Raw genomic sequence first — 20,595 nt, 5'->3', positions numbered from 1 at the left:
TCTTACCTTTTTCTTAACTCTTAATTCTTAATTGTTTTTTGGTTGCTAGAACCAGAACAATTAATTATAAAGGTTTGATGTTCTCTGCTTGAGGACCTTTTTGACCTTGAGTTACAGTGAACTCAACTTTTTGGCCTTCAGCTAAAGTTTTGAAACCGTCACCAACGATAGCGCGGAAGTGAGCGAAAACGTCAGGACCATTTTCTTGCTCGATAAAACCAAAACCTTTAGCTTCGTTGAACCATTTAACTGTACCAGTAGTGTTAGACATAATAATATCCTATTTAATAAAAAGTAATTTAAAGCCTTTCTTATGAAAGACCAAGTAGTTGGAAGCAAACTATCACTTATCAAACAGGACGAAGTGCTTAATAGCAACGACGAAATGGTGTACATAAATATAGGTAGAACTTTCAAGCTGGGAGGATTATAACGATTCCAAATTATTAATCAATAACTTTTATGTTATAAATTAGTTAAATTTTGTTCTGTAGCTGCTATTAACACTTAATATCCCCCTGATATTGCAAATATTATCATTACAAATACGTCATATTAACAATCATCTCTCGCTGCATCAGCACCTAGTTAACTTTATACTGATGTAGATTGGTATTATAAGAGTCTGCCCGAAACACTTTACTTACCTTTTATAGTGTTACTTAGCGCCACATTGGTAAATGTTGCCGGCGAAGAGTAGAACTTGGGATAAATATAAATCAGTTGAAAAATTGACATTTGAGACGACTGGTCCAATAATGGGCGATTAAGTAACATTTTGACATTATCCGAGATAGTAAAATGGTTAAACAAGATACCCGAGAGATGATTTTGGCTGCCGGCCATGCCCTCATCATTGAAAAGAGTTATAACGGATGTGGCCTTAAAGAAATATTAGCTAGCGCTGGCGTGCCCAAAGGTTCTTTTTATCATTATTTCAAGTCAAAAGAAGATTTTGGCATGGCATTAATAGAACGTGCAACGGATGAAAACACCGAGTTCATGCGCGAGATATTTCGTGACAGAAAGTCCACCCCACTCACTCGAGTCAAAAACTTTTTTGCTCGTATTCAACGATTCCATGAAGAAGAAGGCATTAATTGCCAATGTTTGATACCTAAGCTGGCTTTAGAGCAATCAAAGCTGAGCGAGTCAATGCGTGGCGCGTTAAAGTACTCACAAGATTCTATGAACGCACAATTCGCCCAGGTTATCAATGAAGCGCAAGCAGAAAAAGAACTTGCCAGTCATATCGATGCGAAGAAAATGGCGAGTTTTTTATTTAATGCCAGCAATGGCGCCGCCATTCAAATGCAGGTGGACAATAGTACCCAGGCCTATGATGATTTTGTTGAGATCATATTTAACTTTTTATTGGTTGAACAATAAACTGGCTGGCCATCTCCAGACTGCAAATTTTAAGGCTAATATTTTTAGCAAATCAATGTCTTTGATTTTAATGCAGCAATACCGATTTGATTAAAAATGAGCCGATATTTAATCAACTTGGAAGATAACATTATGTGCAGCTTCCAGCTCTCTATATCTCCCCCTTCAAATCAGATTAAATCAACTCCAAATCAACAGGCGCTTTACAACGACTTAGCAACCACTTAATAACCCCTCTTTATAACTAAATTAACAATTTCTTACAAAAATTGCATAACGGATAGCTTGCATCTATCGCAAAAAAGATCGAAAATACCGCCACTAGACGACTGGTCTAATATTTTAAAGTATATTATCAGGGGAACGCCTTGCGTCAACATTCATTTTTAAACTCAATCAAAGCATCTGCATTGGCTATTATTGGTATTGCCAGTGTTACTATTGTATTTTTCTCAACGGCGGTGTCAGCCAATCAAGTGGTACGATTTTCAACGGTGACAGAACAAGAGTTACAAGCTCATAAACGTGTAACCGGTACGTTAAAAGCACATAGCCAAACCCGCATAGCCTCAGCCGAAGCCGGTATTGTGACGAAAGTATTTGTCAACGAAGGTGACACAGTGACCGTTGGCCAACCGTTACTGCAAATCGACAACCGAAAAATGCTGGCTGAAAAATCTCGCCTGGTGGCAGAATACGCATTAGCCGAGGCCAAACATGCATTAGCGCAAGCAGAATTTGACTTAGCAGAAGCCGACTTTACCGCTTATAAACAGTCGGCGAGCAAAAATGCCATCTCTGAGCAGAGATTACGCCAAAGTAAAGCCGCGGCTTTAGCTGGAAAGGCAAATGAATTAGCCGCTCAAGAAGCGATAAAAGCGTTACAGGCGCAATTGCGATTTATTGAAGTGCGGTTAGCCGATATGACGATCAAAGCACCGTTCAACGGTCAAATAACGCAAAGACAGGCTGAACCTGGCCAATGGCTAGGTGCTGGCGATAATGCTTTAACTTTAACCTCACAAGGCAAACTTGAAGCCTGGTTAGATGTTCCTGAACGATTTGCTCAGCACATTCGCACAGCGCCAAAGAACGTAGGCTTAAATGTCGGTGGCAAAATGCTTAATGGTTCCAACATTAGCATATTGCGCAATGTCGATAGCCGCGCCCGTACCTTCAAGGTGGTAAGCCAGGTTGAATCTTCCCAATTAATGCCGGGTATGTCAGTAAGTGCCTGGTTGCCTGAGGGTGATAAGTCACAATATTTGACCGTACCCAAAGACGCGATAGTACAACGTGGCAGTAATAACCTGGTATATAAAGTGACGAGTTCTGGTGATAAACAAATGGCCGCGCCAGTACCGGTATCGGTGTTATTTCATCAAGGTAACATTGCAGCAGTAATCAGTCCGCAATTAGCCGTCGACGATAAAGTGATCACCGAAGGCAACGAACGACTCATGCCGGGACCGGTTGTTGCTGTTGTTGATAGTGTTGATAGTGTTGAAGTTGATACAAATGCTGGTATTGCCGATGCATCTATTAGTTCCACAGAAAGTGGAGCCTTGTAATGAAAATGGTAGAAACGGCAGTAAATCAGCCGATTAGTGTCATTGTCGGCGTAATTTTATCGGTCCTCGCCGGCATCTTGGCGTTTAACCAAGTACCGGTACAAATGACGCCTACGGTCGACTCCGTAGTGGTAAGTGTACGTACATTTTGGGAAAACGCCTCGCCAGAGGAAATTGAATCGGATGTGGTTGCCGAACAAGAAAAAGTACTCTCCGATGTAAACGGTTTAATTTCGATGACCAGTATCAGTCAAACGTCGGCGGCACAAATTCGTTTAGAGTTTGCCACCGGTACCGATATTGCCAAAGCGCAAGCGCAAGTGGTACAAAAACTCAATGAAGTACCGGCCTACCCGAATGGTGTCAGTGAACCAACCGTTGAAGGCGTTGACCCGATGTCGGTTGATTACATCGCCTGGGTGGGTTTAGCGGCAACCGATCCCAACTTTGATAACACTTCCCTTTATGACTTTATGGAAAGACGTTTACGTCCACGTTTGGAAAACATAGAAGGGATCTCAAAGGTGGGCATTATGGGGGCACGAGAACGCGAGCTTCAGATTCGTTTTGATTCAACCCGTTTAGCCAATTACGGCATTAGTTACTCGCAACTAGTAGATGCCATTCAACTGACCAATAGCAATTACTCTGGTGGAAAATTACCGGACGGTAAAAATGATATTCGGGTACGGGCGATGGGCCGCTTTAGCGACGCTGAAACGGTGGCAAATACCGTGCTGCGCCGAGATGCAAACGGTCCGGTTTATCTGAAAGATGTGGCGACAGTGGTGGAAACCTACAAAGAAATGACCGACTGGGTGCGTGCCCGTGGGGTGAAAATGCCATTTTTCAACTTTCAGTTAGCCAATGGCGCCAATATGTTAGAAACCATGGCAGCGCTTAAGGTTGAATTTGCTAAATTAAATTCACCGGGCGGTTTGCTGGAACAGCACGCGAAAAAACTTGGTCTTGCCGGTACCTTTGAACTGGTGCAGACCTGGGATTCATCAACATATGTGGAAAATGCCATTGATTTAGTGCAAAGCAACATCTTGATTGGTGGTCTGTTAGCGGTATTCACCTTGTTATTATTTTTACGCTCATTACGTACCATCGGCGTAATTGCCATTGCTATTCCCATCTCTATGGTCGGCTCTATCGTGGTATTGGTGGCATTAGGACGCTCCATTAACATCGTGTCTTTGGCCGGTATGGCCTTTGCGGTTGGCATGGTGGTGGATAACGCCATTGTGGTCATTGAAAATATCTTCCGCCATTTAGAAATGGGTAAAAAACCATTAAAAGCCAGTGTCGAAGGCACTCAAGAAGTGGCAGGAGCGGTATTTGCCTCAACGCTGACGACTTTGGTGGTGTTTATTCCAATTTTAACCATCAGCGATAGCGCCGGCCAGTTATTCAGAGATATTTCATTAGCCATTATGGCGGCGGTGTTTATCAGCTTTATTGTTTCGGTGTTAGTCATACCGGTTGCTGGCGCGCACTTATTACGCGCACGCGCCGACAGCAAACAGGTCAATATTAATAACCCCTTATTGAACCGAATTTCAGCAACCGCGAGTAAACTGCCGAAGCAAATCAGTAGTTTGGTATATAAGATATCAGGCAGTACCAAGCAGCGACTGATGGTCATTGCCAGCTTTGCCATAGTGACATTAGTTGGCATTGCAATTTTGATCCCGCCGATGGATTACTTGCCCAAAGGTAATCGCAACTTTGCCTTTGGTTTTATGGTGCCGCCGCCGGGTTATAACTTAAACCAAGTATCAGAAATTGGCGATCGTATCGAACAAAAACTGCGTCCGGCCTGGGAAATCTCCGGTGACCGATTTAGCGCCGAAAGCAAATTACGTAATGGCCCGTTATCTACCGAAGATAATCGTCCCGATGTTCACTTAATGGACGGTTCAGTCATTAAAGCGCCAGCGATCGATCATTATTTTTTAGTGGCGATGGGCGGTCAAATACTACACGGCATGATCCCTCTGGACGCGTCAAAAACTGTCGACGCGGTGGATTTACTCAATCAAACCTTAATGGGGGTGAATGCGCCAGATGTGATCGGCTTTGCGTTTCAGTTCCCACTGTTTAATACCGGTGGTACCACCGGCTCAGCCATACAAATTGATCTGGTAGGTGATGATTTGCCGCAAATTACCCAAGGGGCAATGGCCTTATTGTTTAAATTAATCGGCGACTATGGTCCCTATGCCACCTTACCAGAACCGGCGAACTTTTTGTTACCAACACCAGAACTTGCCATTAAACCAATCGATGAAAGGCTGGCAGAGTTAGATATGACCCGTCGTGATTTAGGCTTGGCGGTACAAGCTAATGGCGACGGCATCATTTTAATGAATGGTTTTGAAATTGGTGGTGAGCTAAAAGACATTAAAATTGTCAGTAATGCCCAACAAACTGACTTCCCGATTGATGCGCTGTTACAAACCCCGATAGCGACTCCTGAAGGTCAAGTGGTTGATTTACAATCGCTGGCCGTACTAGAGCGCGGCCAAAGTGTCGATCAGATCAAACACGTGTCTCGCCAACGTGCGGTGACGTTACAGTTTACTCCGCCTGCTGGTATGCCGTTAGAGCAAGCAATTGCCGCCATCAATAGTATGGTTGAAGAGCTGCGCAGCAGCGGCGCTATTTCTCCCCTGGTAGAAGTGAATCTTGCCGGTAGCGCCGGAAAGCTAAATGATATTAAAACCGCCCTACTCGGTGATGGCTCGCTCAGTGGCATGTTGGCTTCAAGCTTCTTTTTAGCGATGTTAGTGGTGTATTTGGTGATGGTGGTATTATTTCAAAACTGGAAGTACCCACTGGTGATCATGATAACTGTGCCATTAGCAACACTGGGCGGATTCATCGGTTTATCCACCGTACATTGGGCCAGTGTCATGGACAGGTACACGCCAATTCAAAACTTAGATGTACTCACCATTTTAGGCTTTGTGATATTGGCCGGCGTTGTGGTCAATAATGCCATATTAATCGTCCATCAAACGTTGAATATTTTAAAAAACAGCACATTAACGCCACGCCAGGCAATTCGCGATTCCGTGGAAAGCCGGGTGCGCCCGATTATGATGTCAACGTTAACGTCAGTGGGCGGTATGCTGCCGCTGGTATTAATGCCGGGAGCTGGTAGTGAACTTTACCGAGGATTGGGTGCAGTAGTGCTGGGTGGCCTGGTGGTCTCGACCATATTCACCCTGATTTTAGTGCCTGTCATACTGAGTTTTATGATATCTGAGCCTGAAGAGCAGCAATCAGAGGCTGAGCAACAACCGTTACAGACTGCTGCTTAGTCGATAAATTTCAGATTGAAAAAAGTAGTTATTTGATATTGCGGCCAAATTATTCTCAAATCAAACGGCACCTATTAAGGTGTCGTTTGTATTGGTTTCGATAATGTTATTTCAACAGTGAATGCCCTGCCTACACAATTAATGCCAATCCGTATAATGATCTGGTCATTGAGTCACTCATATATACAACAGATGAGTTCCCCTTCGGGAATGTATATAAAGCTTGATCGACTATTTTAAGTATCCAATTATTCCTAGGCTAAAACACCGGATTGAACGATTGCGACTCGACAATAGCGCTTAAGGTATTTTCAAAACTGCCGGACAAGTTATCAAAGATAAAATTGCCCATGCTAATGCGTTTGACGTTTAATTTTTCCAGCGTGTTAAAGTCGGGTAAATCTGGCATACACATCACATTCACCGGCAGTTTTGTATGATTAACCACATTCAGGATATCGCTTTCATTGGTGATGCACGGCACAAAAATACCATCAATATCCGCTGACTCATAAAGTTTAATGCGCTCTTTAGTTTCGGCCAAGGCGTTAGCATGTCCTAATAAAAACGGATCGGTCCTGACATTGATAAATATATTCACCTCGTTTTCGACTAGCTGCTGTTTGATCTCCGCTAAATCTTTGGCAAAATCGGTGGCATTGTGTAACACCCGCTCATTGCTGACAATACTATCTTCAATGTTAATCCCCACCACCCCTAAATCGGCGAGTGTCTTTATATGGGTGGCAATTTCTGCCGGCTTTCGACTAAAGCCAGCTTCTATGTCGACGGTTAGAGGAAGTGATGTTGAAGCGAGAATTCTTTCTACTATATACACTAACTCGGCAAAGCTCATTTGTTCACCGTCTTCATAACCTAGCATGGTTGCGATTGCCGCACTCGAGGTACCAATGGCGTTAAAATTCAGTTTTTCTGCGCTCTTGGCACTGACAGCATCCCAAACATTGCAAATGACTAAAGGCGTATTTTGTTGGTGTAAATTTTTGAAATTCATGTTTTAACCTTGATTCTAATTTGATTATCCCGGGCGGATAACAAGTCGATTGTTATCTCTTTGTTCGCCACTAGTTCGTCACTATGTTGTGCCAATATTGCGTTGATTCTACTGGCAAAGCCAACAATAGTTATTGAACAGTAATATAAGCTGGGCTTATATTACTGTGGCTAATTGAGTTATAATTCGGCCATCAACATTTTCTGGGCGCCAGCGATGGTCACTACCTATGGACAAGAAATTAAGACAGTTAAACAATTTGCGCACTTTTGACCGTGCTGCTTGCCACCAAAGTTACAGTAAAGCGGCAGCAGAGCTTTGCCTGTCTCAGGCGGCAGTGAGTCAGCAAATGCGGCAATTAGAAACGGCCTTAGGCAGCAAACTATTCTCCCGCCAGGGCCGACAAATGCTGTTAACTGAAAATGGGCTTAAGTTGCACCAAGCAACCCAACAAGCGTTTAACACCTTAACCAGTGCGTTCAACAATATTCAGCGTGAGGGCATTGCCGGCAATTTAACCATTACCTCAACGCCATCATTCTCATCGATGTGGTTAATGCCAAAACTGCATAAATTTTCACAACAATATCCACAAATCAAAATTCGTGTGCTCTCTTCAAACCGTTTTGAAAACCTGAAACAAAATCATATCGACCTCGCCGTTCGCTTTGGCAGTGATACTAATATAGCAACCCATGACGATTTACAATGCGAATATTTTGGTGAAGATGATGTTTATCCGGTTTGCTCAGTTAAGCTCGCACAAGAAATGGACTTCAACACGCCACAAGATATCTTAAAGACTTGGCTGGTAAGTCTGGAGAAGCCGGGTCCGTTTGGCTGGGACGCCTGGTTCAAACATGCGGGAGTGAAAAACTATCAAGACCATCAACAATGGACCGAAGTATTTAGTACCGACATCGCCTTGAGTGCCGTGTTGAGCGGCCATGGTTTTACCCTGGCGGCCGAATTTTTATATGCACAATACCTTGAGGCTGGAACACTGGTGATTCCAATTCAGGTCAAACACCCGTTAACGGTAAAACGCTTTTTAGTGTTTGATACCAATTCAGCGAAGAGAGCTAGGTTAGACATTTTTATCGCCTGGTTAAAAGCAGAAATGAATCACTAAAAATATTACTAATACCAATTTGATTAAGTATGTGTTCTACTTTTTCATGAGGGAAAACGGATAAATACAATGCATAAAATTTAGTAAGTAGTTATTCTACTTATCAATTTTATAAAGCCGTAGTTATTCGTTTTAACCATTAAAAATGAGCAGATATTTAATCAACTTGGTATAAACTTAGGCCCTTGAAAAGATTTAACTTATCCCAAGATCTATTAGATGACTGAGCAAACCCCTTCGCTGCAAAACAGTATCGCTATCAGCACCATTTTCGTTTTAGTACTCTGGTGGCTAAAGCTGTGTGAGATGATGTTTGGTCTGAACTTCCAGCAACTGGGGGTCTACCCTCTTACTGCGTCCGGGATTATCGGCATTGTTACCGGGCCACTGATACACGGCTCTTGGCAACATGTCATTAGTAATACCCTGCCAATATTGCTATTGGGCAGCTTTCTTCTTTATGGCTACCCCAAATCGCGCTGGTGGACGCTGGCCATTATCTGGATTGTCTCTGGCCTGGGTGTTTGGTTGTTTGGCCGAGAAAGTTACCATCTCGGTGCAAGTGGTTTAGCCCATGGCATGTTCTTCTACCTGTTTATCAGCGGTATATTGCGCCGCGACAAACGCTCTAGCGCACTGATGATGGTAGCCTTTTATATGTATGGCGGCATGTTGCTTTCGATATTGCCGCGTGAACAATGGATTTCCTTTGAATACCATTTATTTGGTGCGCTCAGTGGTGCATTTTGTGCACTAGTCTTTCGTCATTGGGATCCCAAACCTAAACGCAAAGTATACTCTTGGGAGGGGCAAGAAGATGAAGACGCTGAGCTCAACCATGACCAGGGGAATGAAGAAAAGTCCATGGTAGCTGAGCAATGGAAGTCCCGATACGACGATTAATATCAGACCAAAGCCAATAGAGGCAGTACTGCCGTGCTCAAGCCAGTGCCGAACAAGGCTATCACCGTTGCTATCAATTAATGACTTTTCATACCAACTTGATTGAGTATGTGGTCTACTTTTTCATGTAATCAACTTGCTATCACAGGCGCTGGCCCCCTTAACGACTTTAACTTTTGCCCAAATTGCCAAACGATTAAAGCGGCAAGCACTATGGCTAATTCATTTTTTACCACCATCAAGGTAGCAATATTCGTTGCCGGCCCAGTAAGCATAAACACTAAAGCGGCCCCATAAGAGCAAAAGTAACCCCGATAGAATCAACACCGGTTTCAGGTGTGGCTACCATAAAACTTGCAGTACTGGCTTTACTCGCCCCGGCGCGGCGAATGCCCATGGCAGTAGGGATAACAGAACAAGAGCATAAAGGCATTGGTGTGCCGATTCGGTAAATAACAGCATAAAGTTGTTAATCAATTCCATAATGCTCAAGCCCCTGCTTTTCATAGAACCGTAAAGTATGGGCCGAAAGCCCTGATTTCTTTGCTAATTCACCAATTTTCATCACTAAATCCTTCACACCGTCATTTATGGTCTGCAAGTATAGACCTTAGAGTAAAGTCTAAGGTCAATCGTTATTTTTAGCGAGAGTAAAATAACCAGAGTATTTTTTGTCCATACTTGCAAAATTCAGAGTTTCAACTATAAATAATGCCAACGTATATAAGGGTTAACCGATATTTCAAGGTCAAGGATGCTGGCTTGTCGTCGTCCTGCAGTTTTCAGTTTTTCATATCGTAGTAGTTAATCTTTCCAATAACGGATTTGAATTGGGAGGGAGTCACTATGTCACAAACCAATGGCCCGTCCGCTAATTTTCAAATTTAACTTTCAAACTTAACTAACATCACAGTTGGCAAAAACACAGGAGCAATAAATTCATGCTTCGCTGCAACTATTTAACTCCAGCGAGCGTATTACTTAATGAACGTAATTGTTATCGAAACAGTAGTGGTTATCGAAACATTTATTAAATCCACCTGAGAGGATGTAAAAATGAATACAATAAAATTTTGGCTGCTTATCGCCATCAGTATTTTCTGGCTTAGTGCCTGTGGACATGATGATGATGATGATGATGACACCTATGTAGAGCCCCCCCCGCCAATGGCCAGTTTCCCCACCCAGGTAGAAAAACCGACCAGCATGGTGGTCAATGATAATGGTTCATTAGTATTAGCGGCATCCGGGCTGTCTTTGTATACCTTCGATAATGACACTATGGATACCTCCACTTGTGAAGGTACTGTGGATGACTTGGAATCCTGTGCCGGGAAATGGCCGCCGTTGCTTGCCGGAAGTGGTGCCCAGGCCAATGACGTTTTCACCATAATTACCCGTACCGGTGGCGACAATCAATGGGCTATGTATGGTCAACCGTTATATCACTATTATGAGGATGTCAGTCAGGGTGATATTTTGGGTGATGGCTTAGGTGGTATTTGGCATTTAGCCCGCCGTATGCCGGTAGCAGTAACGACTATCAATCAACTACCCACCTATGTTGGTTTCGAAACCATATTAACCGTAAGCGATAGCGATGGGGTTCTCACCTCTATGCGCGCCGATAAGCACGACTTTACCCTTTATACCTTCGACCCCGATCCATTAGATGGTTCAGTTTGTAGCGGTGACTGTATCAATTTTTGGCCACCACTGTTAGCCGATGCTGGCGCAACAGCGATGCCGCCACTCAGCATTGTTGATGTTGGAAATGGCAATATGCAATGGAGCTTTAAAGGCAAACCATTGTATTTCTTTCTCAATGACATTAACGCCGGTGACGTTAATGGCGATGAAGTTAACGATGTTTGGCATACCGCTACGTTAGAGCCTGCCATACAAAGAACTACCGACAATGGCCGCTCACTGTCAGCCACAGGCTTGGTCAATGTACTGATGTCGGTCGGTGGCGAAGCCACGGCGATGGATAAAGACGGTTTCTCCCTCTACACCTTTGATCCCGACGGCGATGAGATGTCAAACTGTCTGGATGAGAATGATTGTCTGGCTAACTGGCCGGCGTTTGTTCCTGATGAAGGCGAAATGGATATCGGCGATTTTACCCGCTTTACCCGGGCCAATGGCACCGACCAATGGGCCTATAAGGGCATGCCATTGTATTTTTTCATAGGTGATATGAATCGTGGTGAAATTAATGGCGATGGTCTTGGTGGGGTCTGGCATTTAATTTTTCCAGAGATTAGTCCCGACATTGATACCATTCAACAACGTGTGTTCACGCCAAAATGCTCTGGCTGTCATGGCGGCGCCACTCCTGCGGCAGGAATGGATTTATCAAGTGTTGAACAATCATTAGCAAGTTTAGTCAACGTTGATGCCAACAACATGCTATTTAAACGGGTGTTACCGAGCGATGCCATGCAATCCTATTTGTACTTAAAAGTTACCGGCGACCCTCAGGCAGGTGAAAGAATGCCGTTTATGCAAGACCCGCTGCCCAATGAGGAAATTCAGGCGATAAAAGAATGGATTGAGATGATGGCGCCAGTAGAACCGCCTCCGCCAGTAAATCCTAATGCCAACATTACTTGGATTCAAGACAATGTGTTCACGCCAATATGCTCTGGTTGTCATAATAACGGCCCCACTCCTCAGGGAATGATGAATTTATCAAGTGTTGCAGAATCATTAGCAAATTTAGTCGATGTTGACGCAGTTGGCAACGCGCAATTTAAACGGGTATTACCTATGGATTCAGCACAATCCTACTTGTACTTGAAAGTTACCGGCGACTCGCAGGCTGGTGCTCAAATGCCGTTTGGAGGGCCCCCGCTGTCCGCCGAGCAAATGCAGGCGATAAAAGAATGGATTGATATGGGAGCGATGCCTTAGAGTCGGTAGTTGGACCATTGCCCGACTTAAGCCGGGTCGATAAACGATCATCTTAACCATGATGACGGATGGGAACCTGCTCCCATCCGTGTTTATCCTCTTTAAACAAATATGCCTAATAACATCTAACCTAATAACATCTAACAATAAGGTAATTACTGATGAAATCTTACATTATTAGTTTGCTGCTCATTTTTCTTTCTGCCTGCGGTGCCGGCGATGGCGACGGACTTAACGATCAAGGTCGGCCAATAGAAGAAATTCCGACAGACCCGCCGGTAGATCCAGGCACCGGGATTACTGCCGACTTAAGTTCGATTCAACAACATGTGTTCAGCCCAGTATGCTCTACCTGTCATGGTGGTGCCAATCCTGCCGCAGGATTAAATTTATCAAGTACTGAACAATCTCTCGCAAATTTAATCAATGTTGACTCAGCCAACCCGCTGTTTAAACGGGTGTTACCCGGTGATGCAGAGCAATCCTACTTGTATTTAAAAGTTACCGGCAACAATCTGGCTGGTGCCAGAATGCCGTTAGGACAACCGCCGCTGGCCGAGGAGGAAATCCAGGCAATAAAAGAATGGATTGAGCTAGGAGCGCAAGCGCCAGAGTCGCTGTTAACCCCCACCGTGATCACCCGGGTTATGTCAAAGAGCACCGGTTTGCCGCAACTTAAATCAGGCTCAACAGCAGAGCCAGGCCGTCTTGAGCTTTCATTTTGGTTTAACCGGGCAATGAATTTTTCCACGTTAACCACTGAACAGGTTGCCATCACTTTAACCACTGCTGAGCAGCAAAAATTACTCAATAGTGATGAATTTACCCTGAGCCAAGCGGCAGATAATATTTTAGTCGTTACCCTTGATGTTGCCAATGCTTTGGCACTACCGGCACCAGTGCAGCAAGCTAAGGTGCAACTCAGTATCGAGTTAAATAACAACAACATATCCTCAATTCACTCAGCCCATGGTCAATTGCTCGATGGTGACTATAATGGAATTAACGGCGGAGCATTTAACTATGAACAGACATCTTATTAAGCGAACAATCGTTACCCTATTATGTACCATGGCCATTGGTCTCAGCTTTAACAGCTCGGCCGAGCCATACCTGGCCTACAAAACCAATTTAAAATGCATGGCTTGCCATGTAAATCCCAATGGTGGTGGTTTACGTAATGAATTTGGCAGAAACTACGGGCAGTCACTATTACCGGCGAAGACTATTGATTATGACAGTAAAGCCATAGCTCAACTTAGCCAGTTGTTCACCTTAGGTGCTGATGCGCGTTTCAATGCCATTGGCCAAAACGATGATGATGATAACACTGAAAAAACGTTCGAATTAAGCAATGCACAACTTTATCTGAATATCGCTATCCCTAACTCAGGTTTATCATTTTATCTGGACCAGCAAGTTGCGCCAGGCACGGCAATCAATCGCGAAGCTTATGCTATGTATCAATTTGACCAGAGATATTATATCAAAGCCGGAACGTTTTTTGTCCCCTATGGCATGCGTATTGAAGATGATAGCGCCTTTATTCGCCAGGCAACCGGGATGAATTTTGATAATTCAGATAATGGCGTTGAATTCTCAATTGATTACACCAACACCACTGTCAATTTTTATATCAGCAACGGCACCAGCCAGGCGAGCAATGATGATGATGCCTTTTTATATGGAATGCGGGTTGAGCATCTGTTCAGCAAGTTTCGGGCTGGCGCATCGTTTGCCTTAAATGATGGCGATCAACAAACCACCATGGTTAATTTATATAGCGGGCTGCAGTGGCGTGATTTTACTTTTCTGGCCGAGGCCGATTTAATTAATCTGGAACAGGCAAACACTGTTAATGGTGAGGATATTGAACAACTCGCATCCTTGTTAGAAGTAAACTATCAATGGCGGCAAGGCGTTAATATTAAACTAACCGCTGAATATTTCGACCCTGACCGGGACGTAAGTGAAAACCAGCAAACCCGTTATTCTGTGGTGGCTGAGTACACACCGATTTCACATTTGCAGTTACGTTTTGGTCTGAGAAAAAAGGAGGACATTCCACAATTGCCGGAGCAAAATTATGATCTTGTATTTATCCAAAGTCACTTTTATTTTTAACCGCAGTTGTTATAGTTATAACAGCATGCATAAAAACTATCGTTGGTGAAAGAAATGCCTTTGCACTTAGACAAAGAATCGTCAGATAAGTCGTGGTCTGAAACAACAGACCAGGCAACTGAGTGCAAAAAGGCCTTACCTGAATCTCTGGGAAGTGAATTAACCCACTTGTTGGTACAGTGTAAAACTGATGACCAACACGCTTTTCAGCAACTTTACCTGCTCAGTGCGCACCGTTTAAACGGCATTGCTTTTCGCATCATCGGCAATATCGACAGTGCCAATGAAGTCTTGCAAGAAGCGTTTATTCAAATATGGCAAAACCGCCATCGATATCACGCCGATAAAAGTCAGGCTTTCACCTGGTTAGTCAGTATTGTCCGTTATCGGGCTTATGACCGTTTGCGCTATGACAAATGCCGGTGCCAAGATCAGACCATCGAATTTAATGAATTTGAACTTAACAAGGAAAATACTGCGACCATAAATGCGCAGTTAACGCCCTATGAGAATGACTCCCTTGATTATTGTTTGAATCAATTAGAATCCAATCAACGACAATCCATTTTAATGGCCTATTTATATGGTTATAGTCGCAATGAAATTTCGACTTATTTCAACACCCCGATAAACACCATAAAATCTTGGATCCGCCGAGGCTTGGGGAGGTTGCTATCATGCTTAAACAATTAAACCGATATAACCGCACAGAGGTGATTGAACATTTAGCTAGCCAATACCTGCTAGGTTTACTGCCGCCCCGAGTGCATCGGCGGGTCGAACATTTGCTATGCGATAACCAGGCCCTCGCGCAACGCATTGAGTTTTGGCAAAACCGCTTGATCACTTTAGACATACATACTCCGTTGCTGCCTGCCGCTAAAGATAATTGGCAGAAGATCAGCCAGCAGTTGGCTCTTGAGGATGCCAAGATTGCAGACAAACCAGAAGCTAGCGCGCAGGTTATACCGACTAAGCAACAAGCTCAAAAAAACCGCTTAAACAATGAGACGGAATCTCTTGGGGTTTGGCAGAAAGTAACCAAGGTTAGCAATCAACTTTTTTCCATGCTGATTGCTCGCCGCTCGAATTTTTCCCCCGTATTGTCGGTATTGTTCATCCTGTTACTCTCTTATGTAGGCTATCAATCCTTCGTCGGCAGTCAAAATAAAGACCCGCTCTCATATGTGGCGGTACTCACTGATCACAGCCAACAAGCTCATTTGGTTGCCAGCACCTATGGCGAATCAAGAACGCTCATTGTCAATATGATTGGCGGTCCTGAGATAACTACAGAACAATCATTTGAACTATGGGTGCTATCAAAAACAGATGGTGAAGCTCGCAGTTTAGGGATTATCCCAGACCAGCAAGCACTGATTGAACAGCAGCTCTCTGTCGCCCAATGGCGATTGATTAAAGATTCTCATTCTCTGATGGTTACCATTGAAGAATTTGGCGGCTCTGCCATTGGCGAACCAAGTGAACAAATTGTTTCCCGCGGTTTATGTGTACGTTTAACCGAATGGGACAACAATGCCAAAGCATAAAATAATTCTCTCCTTATTGCTGTTATCAGGTTTTAGCTTAACCACTGTTGCCACAGAATTTGTGGAAATCGCCGGTGAACATGATTTTGCTATGCGCACCCGATATCAATCGGTAGGCGATGACCTGCTAGGTGATGCCCAAGCATTCACCAGCCGGTTTACCTTAACCTCACGGTTTGAACTGGACGAAGCGGCACAATGGCAATTATTACTAAAGCCCAATTATGTTTATGCCTTCAATGAAGAAGATTATAACTCGGTTACTGTAACTCGGTTTACTTCACCAATTCCCGATCCGGACGGCTTCAACCTCACTCAGGGCTTTGTTCACTATGACAGCAATAATTATTGGAGCGCCAGTCTCGGCCGGCAAAGTATCAGTTTTGATAACGAACGTATGGTAGGTGCGGTTGAATTTTGGCAAACACCGCAAAGTTTCGATGCGCTGAAGTTGCAATATAACAATCAGCAAAATATTAACATTCAATACCTGTATAGCAATAAAGTCCATCGCATTTTTGGTCAGGACTCGAATCATAAGTTGCCAAAAGACGATGTTCGCTTCGGTCTGCTCGAACAGCGGCCAGCAAGCGAACTGGGTGAACATAAGTTAGACAGCCATTTACTGAATATAGAATACAAAACTGAAAATGATTTAACTATCATTGGTTATCATTATTATATAGATAACCGGGAGCAACCGTTATTTTCCACCGCAACCACAGGCGTTCGAATAAGAGATGAATTCAAACCCGGTAAAATAAAATACCGTTATGTACTCGAGTATGCCCATCAAAATGATAGCGCCAACAACCTGACAAATTATCACGCCTGGTACAGCCTGTTTGAATTCGGGCTGCAATACAAGAGTCATCGTCTCGATATTAGCCAGGAGATCCTCTCTCAAGATGACTACAACAGCTTTCAAACCCCATTAGCGACAAATCATAAATTTCAAGGCTGGGCCGATGTTTTTGCCGGCTATGGTATGCAAACGGGGCTAAGGGATAAGTACATCACTTATCGAGGCCGGGCAAACAAACTGAATTGGCGTATTGTTTATCACCATTTTGATAATTACAGCAACAGTGACAATATTGGTGCTGAAATTGATCTTGAGTTGGGTTATCGATTCAGCCGTAAGTGGGAATTAAAACTGGTATATGCCGATTACCGCAGCAATGATGGCATACCCTACTTCTCTCGGGCGAATTATGATTTAAATAGTTGGTTTGCCTCAATCGCCTTCAACATATAAGCTCGCTAGTGCGGTTATTTCCAATCATCGGCATTGCCATCATGAATGATGGTTATGCCCTCTAAGGCATCGTAGCGATCGTATACTTCATCAGGCATAGGGTTTTGCCGCAGCTCGATGAAATTAAGCTTGGCTAACCCGCGTAGCGATAAATCTTCAAGTTTATTATCAAAAAAATAGGCTTTCTCTAATGACACAAGTTCAGAAATATCAACCTGATGCAGTTTATTATTGGTGATCCGTAGTTTTTTTAACTGGCTTAATCCCGAGAAATCAATCGTGGTTAATTGATTTTTAAACAAATAGAGGGTGTGCAGGTTCGCTAAATTAGAGAGCTGGATTTTTTTAAGTTTATTATTGGAAATATTGACGTTTTTTAACTGTTTAAACGGACGAAGGTCGACAGCTCGCAAGTCATTATTAAACAGCGACAGTTCTTCCAGGTTGGCAAAAATGGCTAAGCCGGTTAACTGCTTTATCCCCTTACCGTGGCATTTTATTATTTTTACATCATTGATACCTTGCCAGTTATTTTTAGTGGCAAGTTCATTGATGCACAATACCAGGGCTTTGTCTTTAGCTGTTACCTCACTCATAAATTCTGCTGCCACAACCTGTTGCGACAAATAAGCGGCGATGATAGACAGCATTAACGATAAAAACTGGCGAATAAATTTCTCCTTCAAGGTGGTCATTATCAGTTCACACGGTAGAGTTACTCTAAAAGTACGGTAGATTTATTCTAAAAGTATAGTAGAAAACTGATACTTATTTATCAACTGTGGGTTTTCTCAGATGCGCACTTTACCTACGCCAAATGTCTGCCATTACCGCGAATGAATGCGATTAAGAGTAGCCTAGTCTCGGAGTTACGGTCAGCGGTAACGGCAAATTTACTGAATTTATGCTTTTTTCTCAAAGGTTTAACTTCGGTTTGACTATTACTGTGTTCGAGGTGAGTTTTTAACAGGTTTTGCCTCAGGCAAAATTTAAACTTTTCGGTTGCTGCACCATCGCCAGGAGTAACCTCAATCACAGGTGAATATTTTGCAAAATTTTCCTCGCCGACGAAGGAAATTGTACAAAAATCGCACTATACTTCTAGCTGTTAGATATTTGGAGCTTCTGCCACCGATAATTTTCCTATGGAGATGTAACATGATTATAAAAATTCCCAGAATAATTTACCCCTTGTTTATGCTGCTATTTACGGTACTAATTGTATCCTGTAACGATTCCTCCTCGAGTTCGCCGGAGCCACCACCTGAAGAACCGCCGACAACAACAGATATCACCACCGTGGGTGAGATCAGCGGTTTTGGCAGTGTTATTGTTAACGGGGTTGAATATGAAACTGAGGCGAGTTCAATTTCTGACGATGACGATAACAGCCTCTCCGAAAACGACTTGTCGGTGGGGATGATAGTAACCTTGTCGGGCAGTGTGAATATTGATGCCCCCAACACAGGTACCGCCAGTAGCATAGAATATAGCGCCGAGTTAAAAGGGTTTATCGATGAAATAAACCTGATGGACAGCTACATTGCCGTGCACGGCCAAATCATTCTTTTTAATGAACTAACTTTTTTTGAAAACACTAGCCCGGAAACTTTAGAAATGGGCGATTTCGTTGAAGTTAACGGTTTTTTCAATGACACCGAGCAATTAGTGGCAACGCGGATTGAGCTCGACGATGAAGATAATGAAATCAGTATTAAAGGCTTTGTCAATAATTTAGACACCGTGGCACAAACGTTCAGCTTATCGAATTTACTCATCAACTATGCCGAGGCAGAGTTTGATGACTTCACCGCTGCGGACTTAGCCGATGGCCAGCAGGTGAAAGTAAAAGGCCTGTTAACCAATTTAACCGATGACACCCTGCAGGTTGATAAGGTAAAACTTATTACCCATAACGACGAACCAGACTCTCACGCTGAAATTAAAGGGCTAATTACGGATTTTGTCTCAGCCACTGAGTTTATGGTTAACGGCATTAACGTGACCACCAATAGTCAAACCGAAATTGAAAACGGCGATTCAACCCAGTTGGGCAATAATGTCAATGTCGAAGTAGAAGGTCAATTTAATGACGACAATGTGCTTGTTGCCAGTGAAGTTGAAATTGAAGACGACTTGGAAGTTGAAGTCGATGGCGTCATCGAGGCGATAGATGCGACCAATAACACCATTGTCGTATTGGGGGTGACCTTTAGCGTTACCGATCTAACTCGGATGGACGACAAATCGGATGCCGATGAACGCTTCTTTAATTTTAGCCAACTCAGCGTTGGCGATTTTGTTGAGGTGAAAGGATTTAGCAATGCCGATGGTGACAACATTGCCACCAGAATTGTTCGTGAGGATGAAGATGATGACAACGGTGAAGACGATTTAGACCGCATCACCGGTTTGGTCAGTGATATCGACAGCGAGCTGTTCACCTTTTCGGTTGCGGGTATACCGGTGGCTACCACGGCAACCACCGAATTTGAAATCGCCGATGACGTTGACGCTAGCCGCGACGAATTTTTTGCCCAGCTCGTCGATGGCATGGTTATCAAGGTTAAAGGCAACTTTGACAACGAGGACAACGAGGTATTTGTGGCGGTTGAGGTCGAGTTAGAAGACGAAGGACTGGAGCAACATAACCGGCCAGAACTTACCGGTCCGGTAACTAGCATAGACATCGAGTCCCTTAGCTTTGTTATCTTTGGTAAAACCATCAACACTAATGCGATGACAGAATTCAGGCCGCTTGACGGCGACGATTTGAGTCAAGCCAGCTTCTTCGAAGTGTTACAAATAGGCGATATGCTGGAAGTTAAAGGCCAAATGCAGCTCGATGACTTCATTGCCCGCCGGGCAGAATTTGAAGATGATCTTCGCCAGGAAATTGAAGGCATCGCCGAAAACATTGGCGATGACAGCTTCACCGTGGTTGGTATCAACATCGATATCAGTTCCGCGTCTGAGTTTGAGCTTGAGAATGGGCTAGCGGTGTCTAAAGCCGAGTTTTTGGCGGCACTGGCGATGAGCACCGGCCGGGTCGAAGTGCGCGGTGAATTTGTCGAGGGCGCAGAGGGTGTAGAGGGTGTGTTCGTTGCGACTAAAGTAGAGCTTGAAATTCAAGATGACGATGATAATGACGACCAGCTTGAGCTAACCGGTTTGGTAAGTGCGATAAACTCCGAGCTGTTTACGTTCACCCTAACCGACACCGAGGTTGCGACGACAGAGACAACACGCTTTGAAACCGCCGAAGATGTTAGTGTTAGCCGCGAGGATTTTTTTGCGCAACTCAGCGATGGCATGGAGCTTGAGGTAAAGGGTAATTTTGAAGGCGAGGTATTTATTGCGGACGAAGTCGAAATTGAAACTATGACTCCTTAAGCACCGCCTGTT

The 20,595-nt window shown here is 43.8% G+C and carries 17 protein-coding genes and 1 pseudogene; 12 read left to right on the top strand and 6 right to left on the bottom strand.

The genetic code is table 11. The annotated features are described in order from the left end of the window. Nucleotides 1-64: 64 nt before the first annotated feature. Nucleotides 65-271, bottom strand: coding sequence for a cold-shock protein (locus ND16A_RS08275; RefSeq protein ID WP_033077819.1), 207 nt, complete (start codon nt 269-271; stop codon nt 65-67). Between the two features lie 530 nt (nt 272-801). On the opposite strand from ND16A_RS08275, the gene ND16A_RS08280 reads away from it, so the two are divergent. The 3 genes from ND16A_RS08280 (at nt 802) to ND16A_RS08290 (ending at nt 6,292) form a co-directional block, all read left to right on the top strand. Continuing rightward, nucleotides 802-1,389, top strand: coding sequence for a TetR/AcrR family transcriptional regulator (locus ND16A_RS08280; RefSeq protein WP_033077818.1), 588 nt, complete (start codon nt 802-804; stop codon nt 1,387-1,389). Nucleotides 1,390-1,757: 368 nt separating this feature from the next. Further along, the gene (locus ND16A_RS08285) at nt 1,758-2,960 is read left to right on the top strand and encodes an efflux RND transporter periplasmic adaptor subunit (protein ID WP_033077817.1); all 1,203 of its coding nucleotides are present in this window, start codon (nt 1,758-1,760) and stop codon (nt 2,958-2,960) included. Continuing rightward, a complete protein-coding gene (locus ND16A_RS08290) occupies nt 2,960-6,292 on the top strand; it encodes an efflux RND transporter permease subunit (RefSeq protein ID WP_033077816.1) in 3,333 nt (1,110 codons plus the stop codon). Before ND16A_RS08285 ends, ND16A_RS08290 begins: the two co-directional genes overlap by 1 nt. 259 nt (nt 6,293-6,551) lie before the next feature. On the opposite strand, the gene ND16A_RS08295 is transcribed toward ND16A_RS08290, so the two are convergent. Next, nucleotides 6,552-7,307, bottom strand: a complete 756-nt coding sequence (locus ND16A_RS08295; RefSeq protein ID WP_033077815.1) for an isocitrate lyase/PEP mutase family protein — start codon at nt 7,305-7,307, stop codon at nt 6,552-6,554. Nucleotides 7,308-7,536: 229 nt separating this feature from the next. Between ND16A_RS08295 and ND16A_RS08300 the strand changes: the two genes are divergently transcribed. Both ND16A_RS08300 and ND16A_RS08305 read left to right on the top strand, forming a co-directional pair. After that, entirely contained in the window at nt 7,537-8,439 is a 903-nt protein-coding gene (locus tag ND16A_RS08300) for a LysR substrate-binding domain-containing protein (RefSeq protein ID WP_033077814.1), read from the top strand. Nucleotides 8,440-8,658: 219 nt separating this feature from the next. Next, entirely contained in the window at nt 8,659-9,342 is a 684-nt protein-coding gene (locus tag ND16A_RS08305) for a rhomboid family intramembrane serine protease (protein WP_033077813.1), read from the top strand. Nucleotides 9,343-9,473: 131 nt separating this feature from the next. On the opposite strand, the gene ND16A_RS21505 is transcribed toward ND16A_RS08305, so the two are convergent. The 3 genes and pseudogenes from ND16A_RS21505 to ND16A_RS20640 form a co-directional block, all read right to left on the bottom strand. Continuing rightward, nucleotides 9,474-9,623 (bottom strand): hypothetical protein, encoded by a 150-nt coding sequence (locus ND16A_RS21505; RefSeq protein ID WP_200880836.1) that lies wholly within the window; start codon nt 9,621-9,623, stop codon nt 9,474-9,476. A 2-nt stretch (nt 9,624-9,625) separates the two neighbouring features. After that, nucleotides 9,626-9,787: pseudogene (locus tag ND16A_RS21500) on the bottom strand (permease); the annotation flags it as partial. A gap of 24 nt (nt 9,788-9,811) precedes the next feature. Continuing rightward, nucleotides 9,812-9,907: a MerR family DNA-binding transcriptional regulator gene (locus ND16A_RS20640; RefSeq protein ID WP_081945585.1), complete on the bottom strand. Its 96-nt coding sequence runs from the start codon at nt 9,905-9,907 to the stop codon at nt 9,812-9,814. 491 nt (nt 9,908-10,398) lie between these two features. Here ND16A_RS20640 and ND16A_RS08310 point away from each other — a divergent pair, with 491 nt between their 5' ends. The 6 genes from ND16A_RS08310 (at nt 10,399) to ND16A_RS08335 (ending at nt 17,190) form a co-directional block, all read left to right on the top strand. Continuing rightward, nucleotides 10,399-12,258 (top strand): hypothetical protein, encoded by a 1,860-nt coding sequence (locus ND16A_RS08310; protein WP_033077812.1) that lies wholly within the window; start codon nt 10,399-10,401, stop codon nt 12,256-12,258. Between the two features lie 161 nt (nt 12,259-12,419). Then, on the top strand, nt 12,420-13,301 hold the full coding sequence (locus ND16A_RS08315) for a c-type cytochrome domain-containing protein (RefSeq protein WP_033077811.1): 882 nt from the start codon (nt 12,420-12,422) through the stop codon (nt 13,299-13,301). Continuing rightward, on the top strand, nt 13,282-14,382 hold the full coding sequence (locus tag ND16A_RS08320) for a hypothetical protein (protein ID WP_152593872.1): 1,101 nt from the start codon (nt 13,282-13,284) through the stop codon (nt 14,380-14,382). The genes ND16A_RS08315 and ND16A_RS08320 overlap by 20 nt, the downstream gene beginning before the upstream one ends. 54 nt (nt 14,383-14,436) lie before the next feature. Further along, the gene (locus ND16A_RS08325; RefSeq protein ID WP_052073112.1) at nt 14,437-15,075 is read left to right on the top strand and encodes an RNA polymerase sigma factor; all 639 of its coding nucleotides are present in this window, start codon (nt 14,437-14,439) and stop codon (nt 15,073-15,075) included. Beyond that, nucleotides 15,060-15,932: an anti-sigma factor gene (locus ND16A_RS08330; protein WP_033077809.1), complete on the top strand. Its 873-nt coding sequence runs from the start codon at nt 15,060-15,062 to the stop codon at nt 15,930-15,932. Before ND16A_RS08325 ends, ND16A_RS08330 begins: the two co-directional genes overlap by 16 nt. Further along, the gene (locus tag ND16A_RS08335; protein ID WP_033077808.1) at nt 15,919-17,190 is read left to right on the top strand and encodes a hypothetical protein; all 1,272 of its coding nucleotides are present in this window, start codon (nt 15,919-15,921) and stop codon (nt 17,188-17,190) included. The genes ND16A_RS08330 and ND16A_RS08335 overlap by 14 nt, the downstream gene beginning before the upstream one ends. A 14-nt stretch (nt 17,191-17,204) precedes the next feature. Here ND16A_RS08335 and ND16A_RS08340 read toward each other — a convergent pair whose 3' ends face one another. Next, complete coding sequence (locus ND16A_RS08340; RefSeq protein WP_152593871.1) at nt 17,205-17,885, bottom strand: leucine-rich repeat domain-containing protein; 681 nt, start codon at nt 17,883-17,885, stop codon at nt 17,205-17,207. A 463-nt stretch (nt 17,886-18,348) separates the two neighbouring features. On the opposite strand from ND16A_RS08340, the gene ND16A_RS08345 reads away from it, so the two are divergent. Beyond that, nucleotides 18,349-20,583, top strand: coding sequence for a DUF5666 domain-containing protein (locus ND16A_RS08345; protein WP_033077805.1), 2,235 nt, complete (start codon nt 18,349-18,351; stop codon nt 20,581-20,583). Nucleotides 20,584-20,595: the final 12 nt, after the last annotated feature.

Source organism: Thalassotalea sp. ND16A, assembly GCF_000764205.1.
In the GTDB taxonomy this organism is placed as follows: domain Bacteria; phylum Pseudomonadota; class Gammaproteobacteria; order Enterobacterales; family Alteromonadaceae; genus Thalassotalea_A.
The sequence above is the reverse complement of the archived record's forward strand: the minus strand, read 5'-3'. Positions and strand labels throughout refer to the sequence as shown.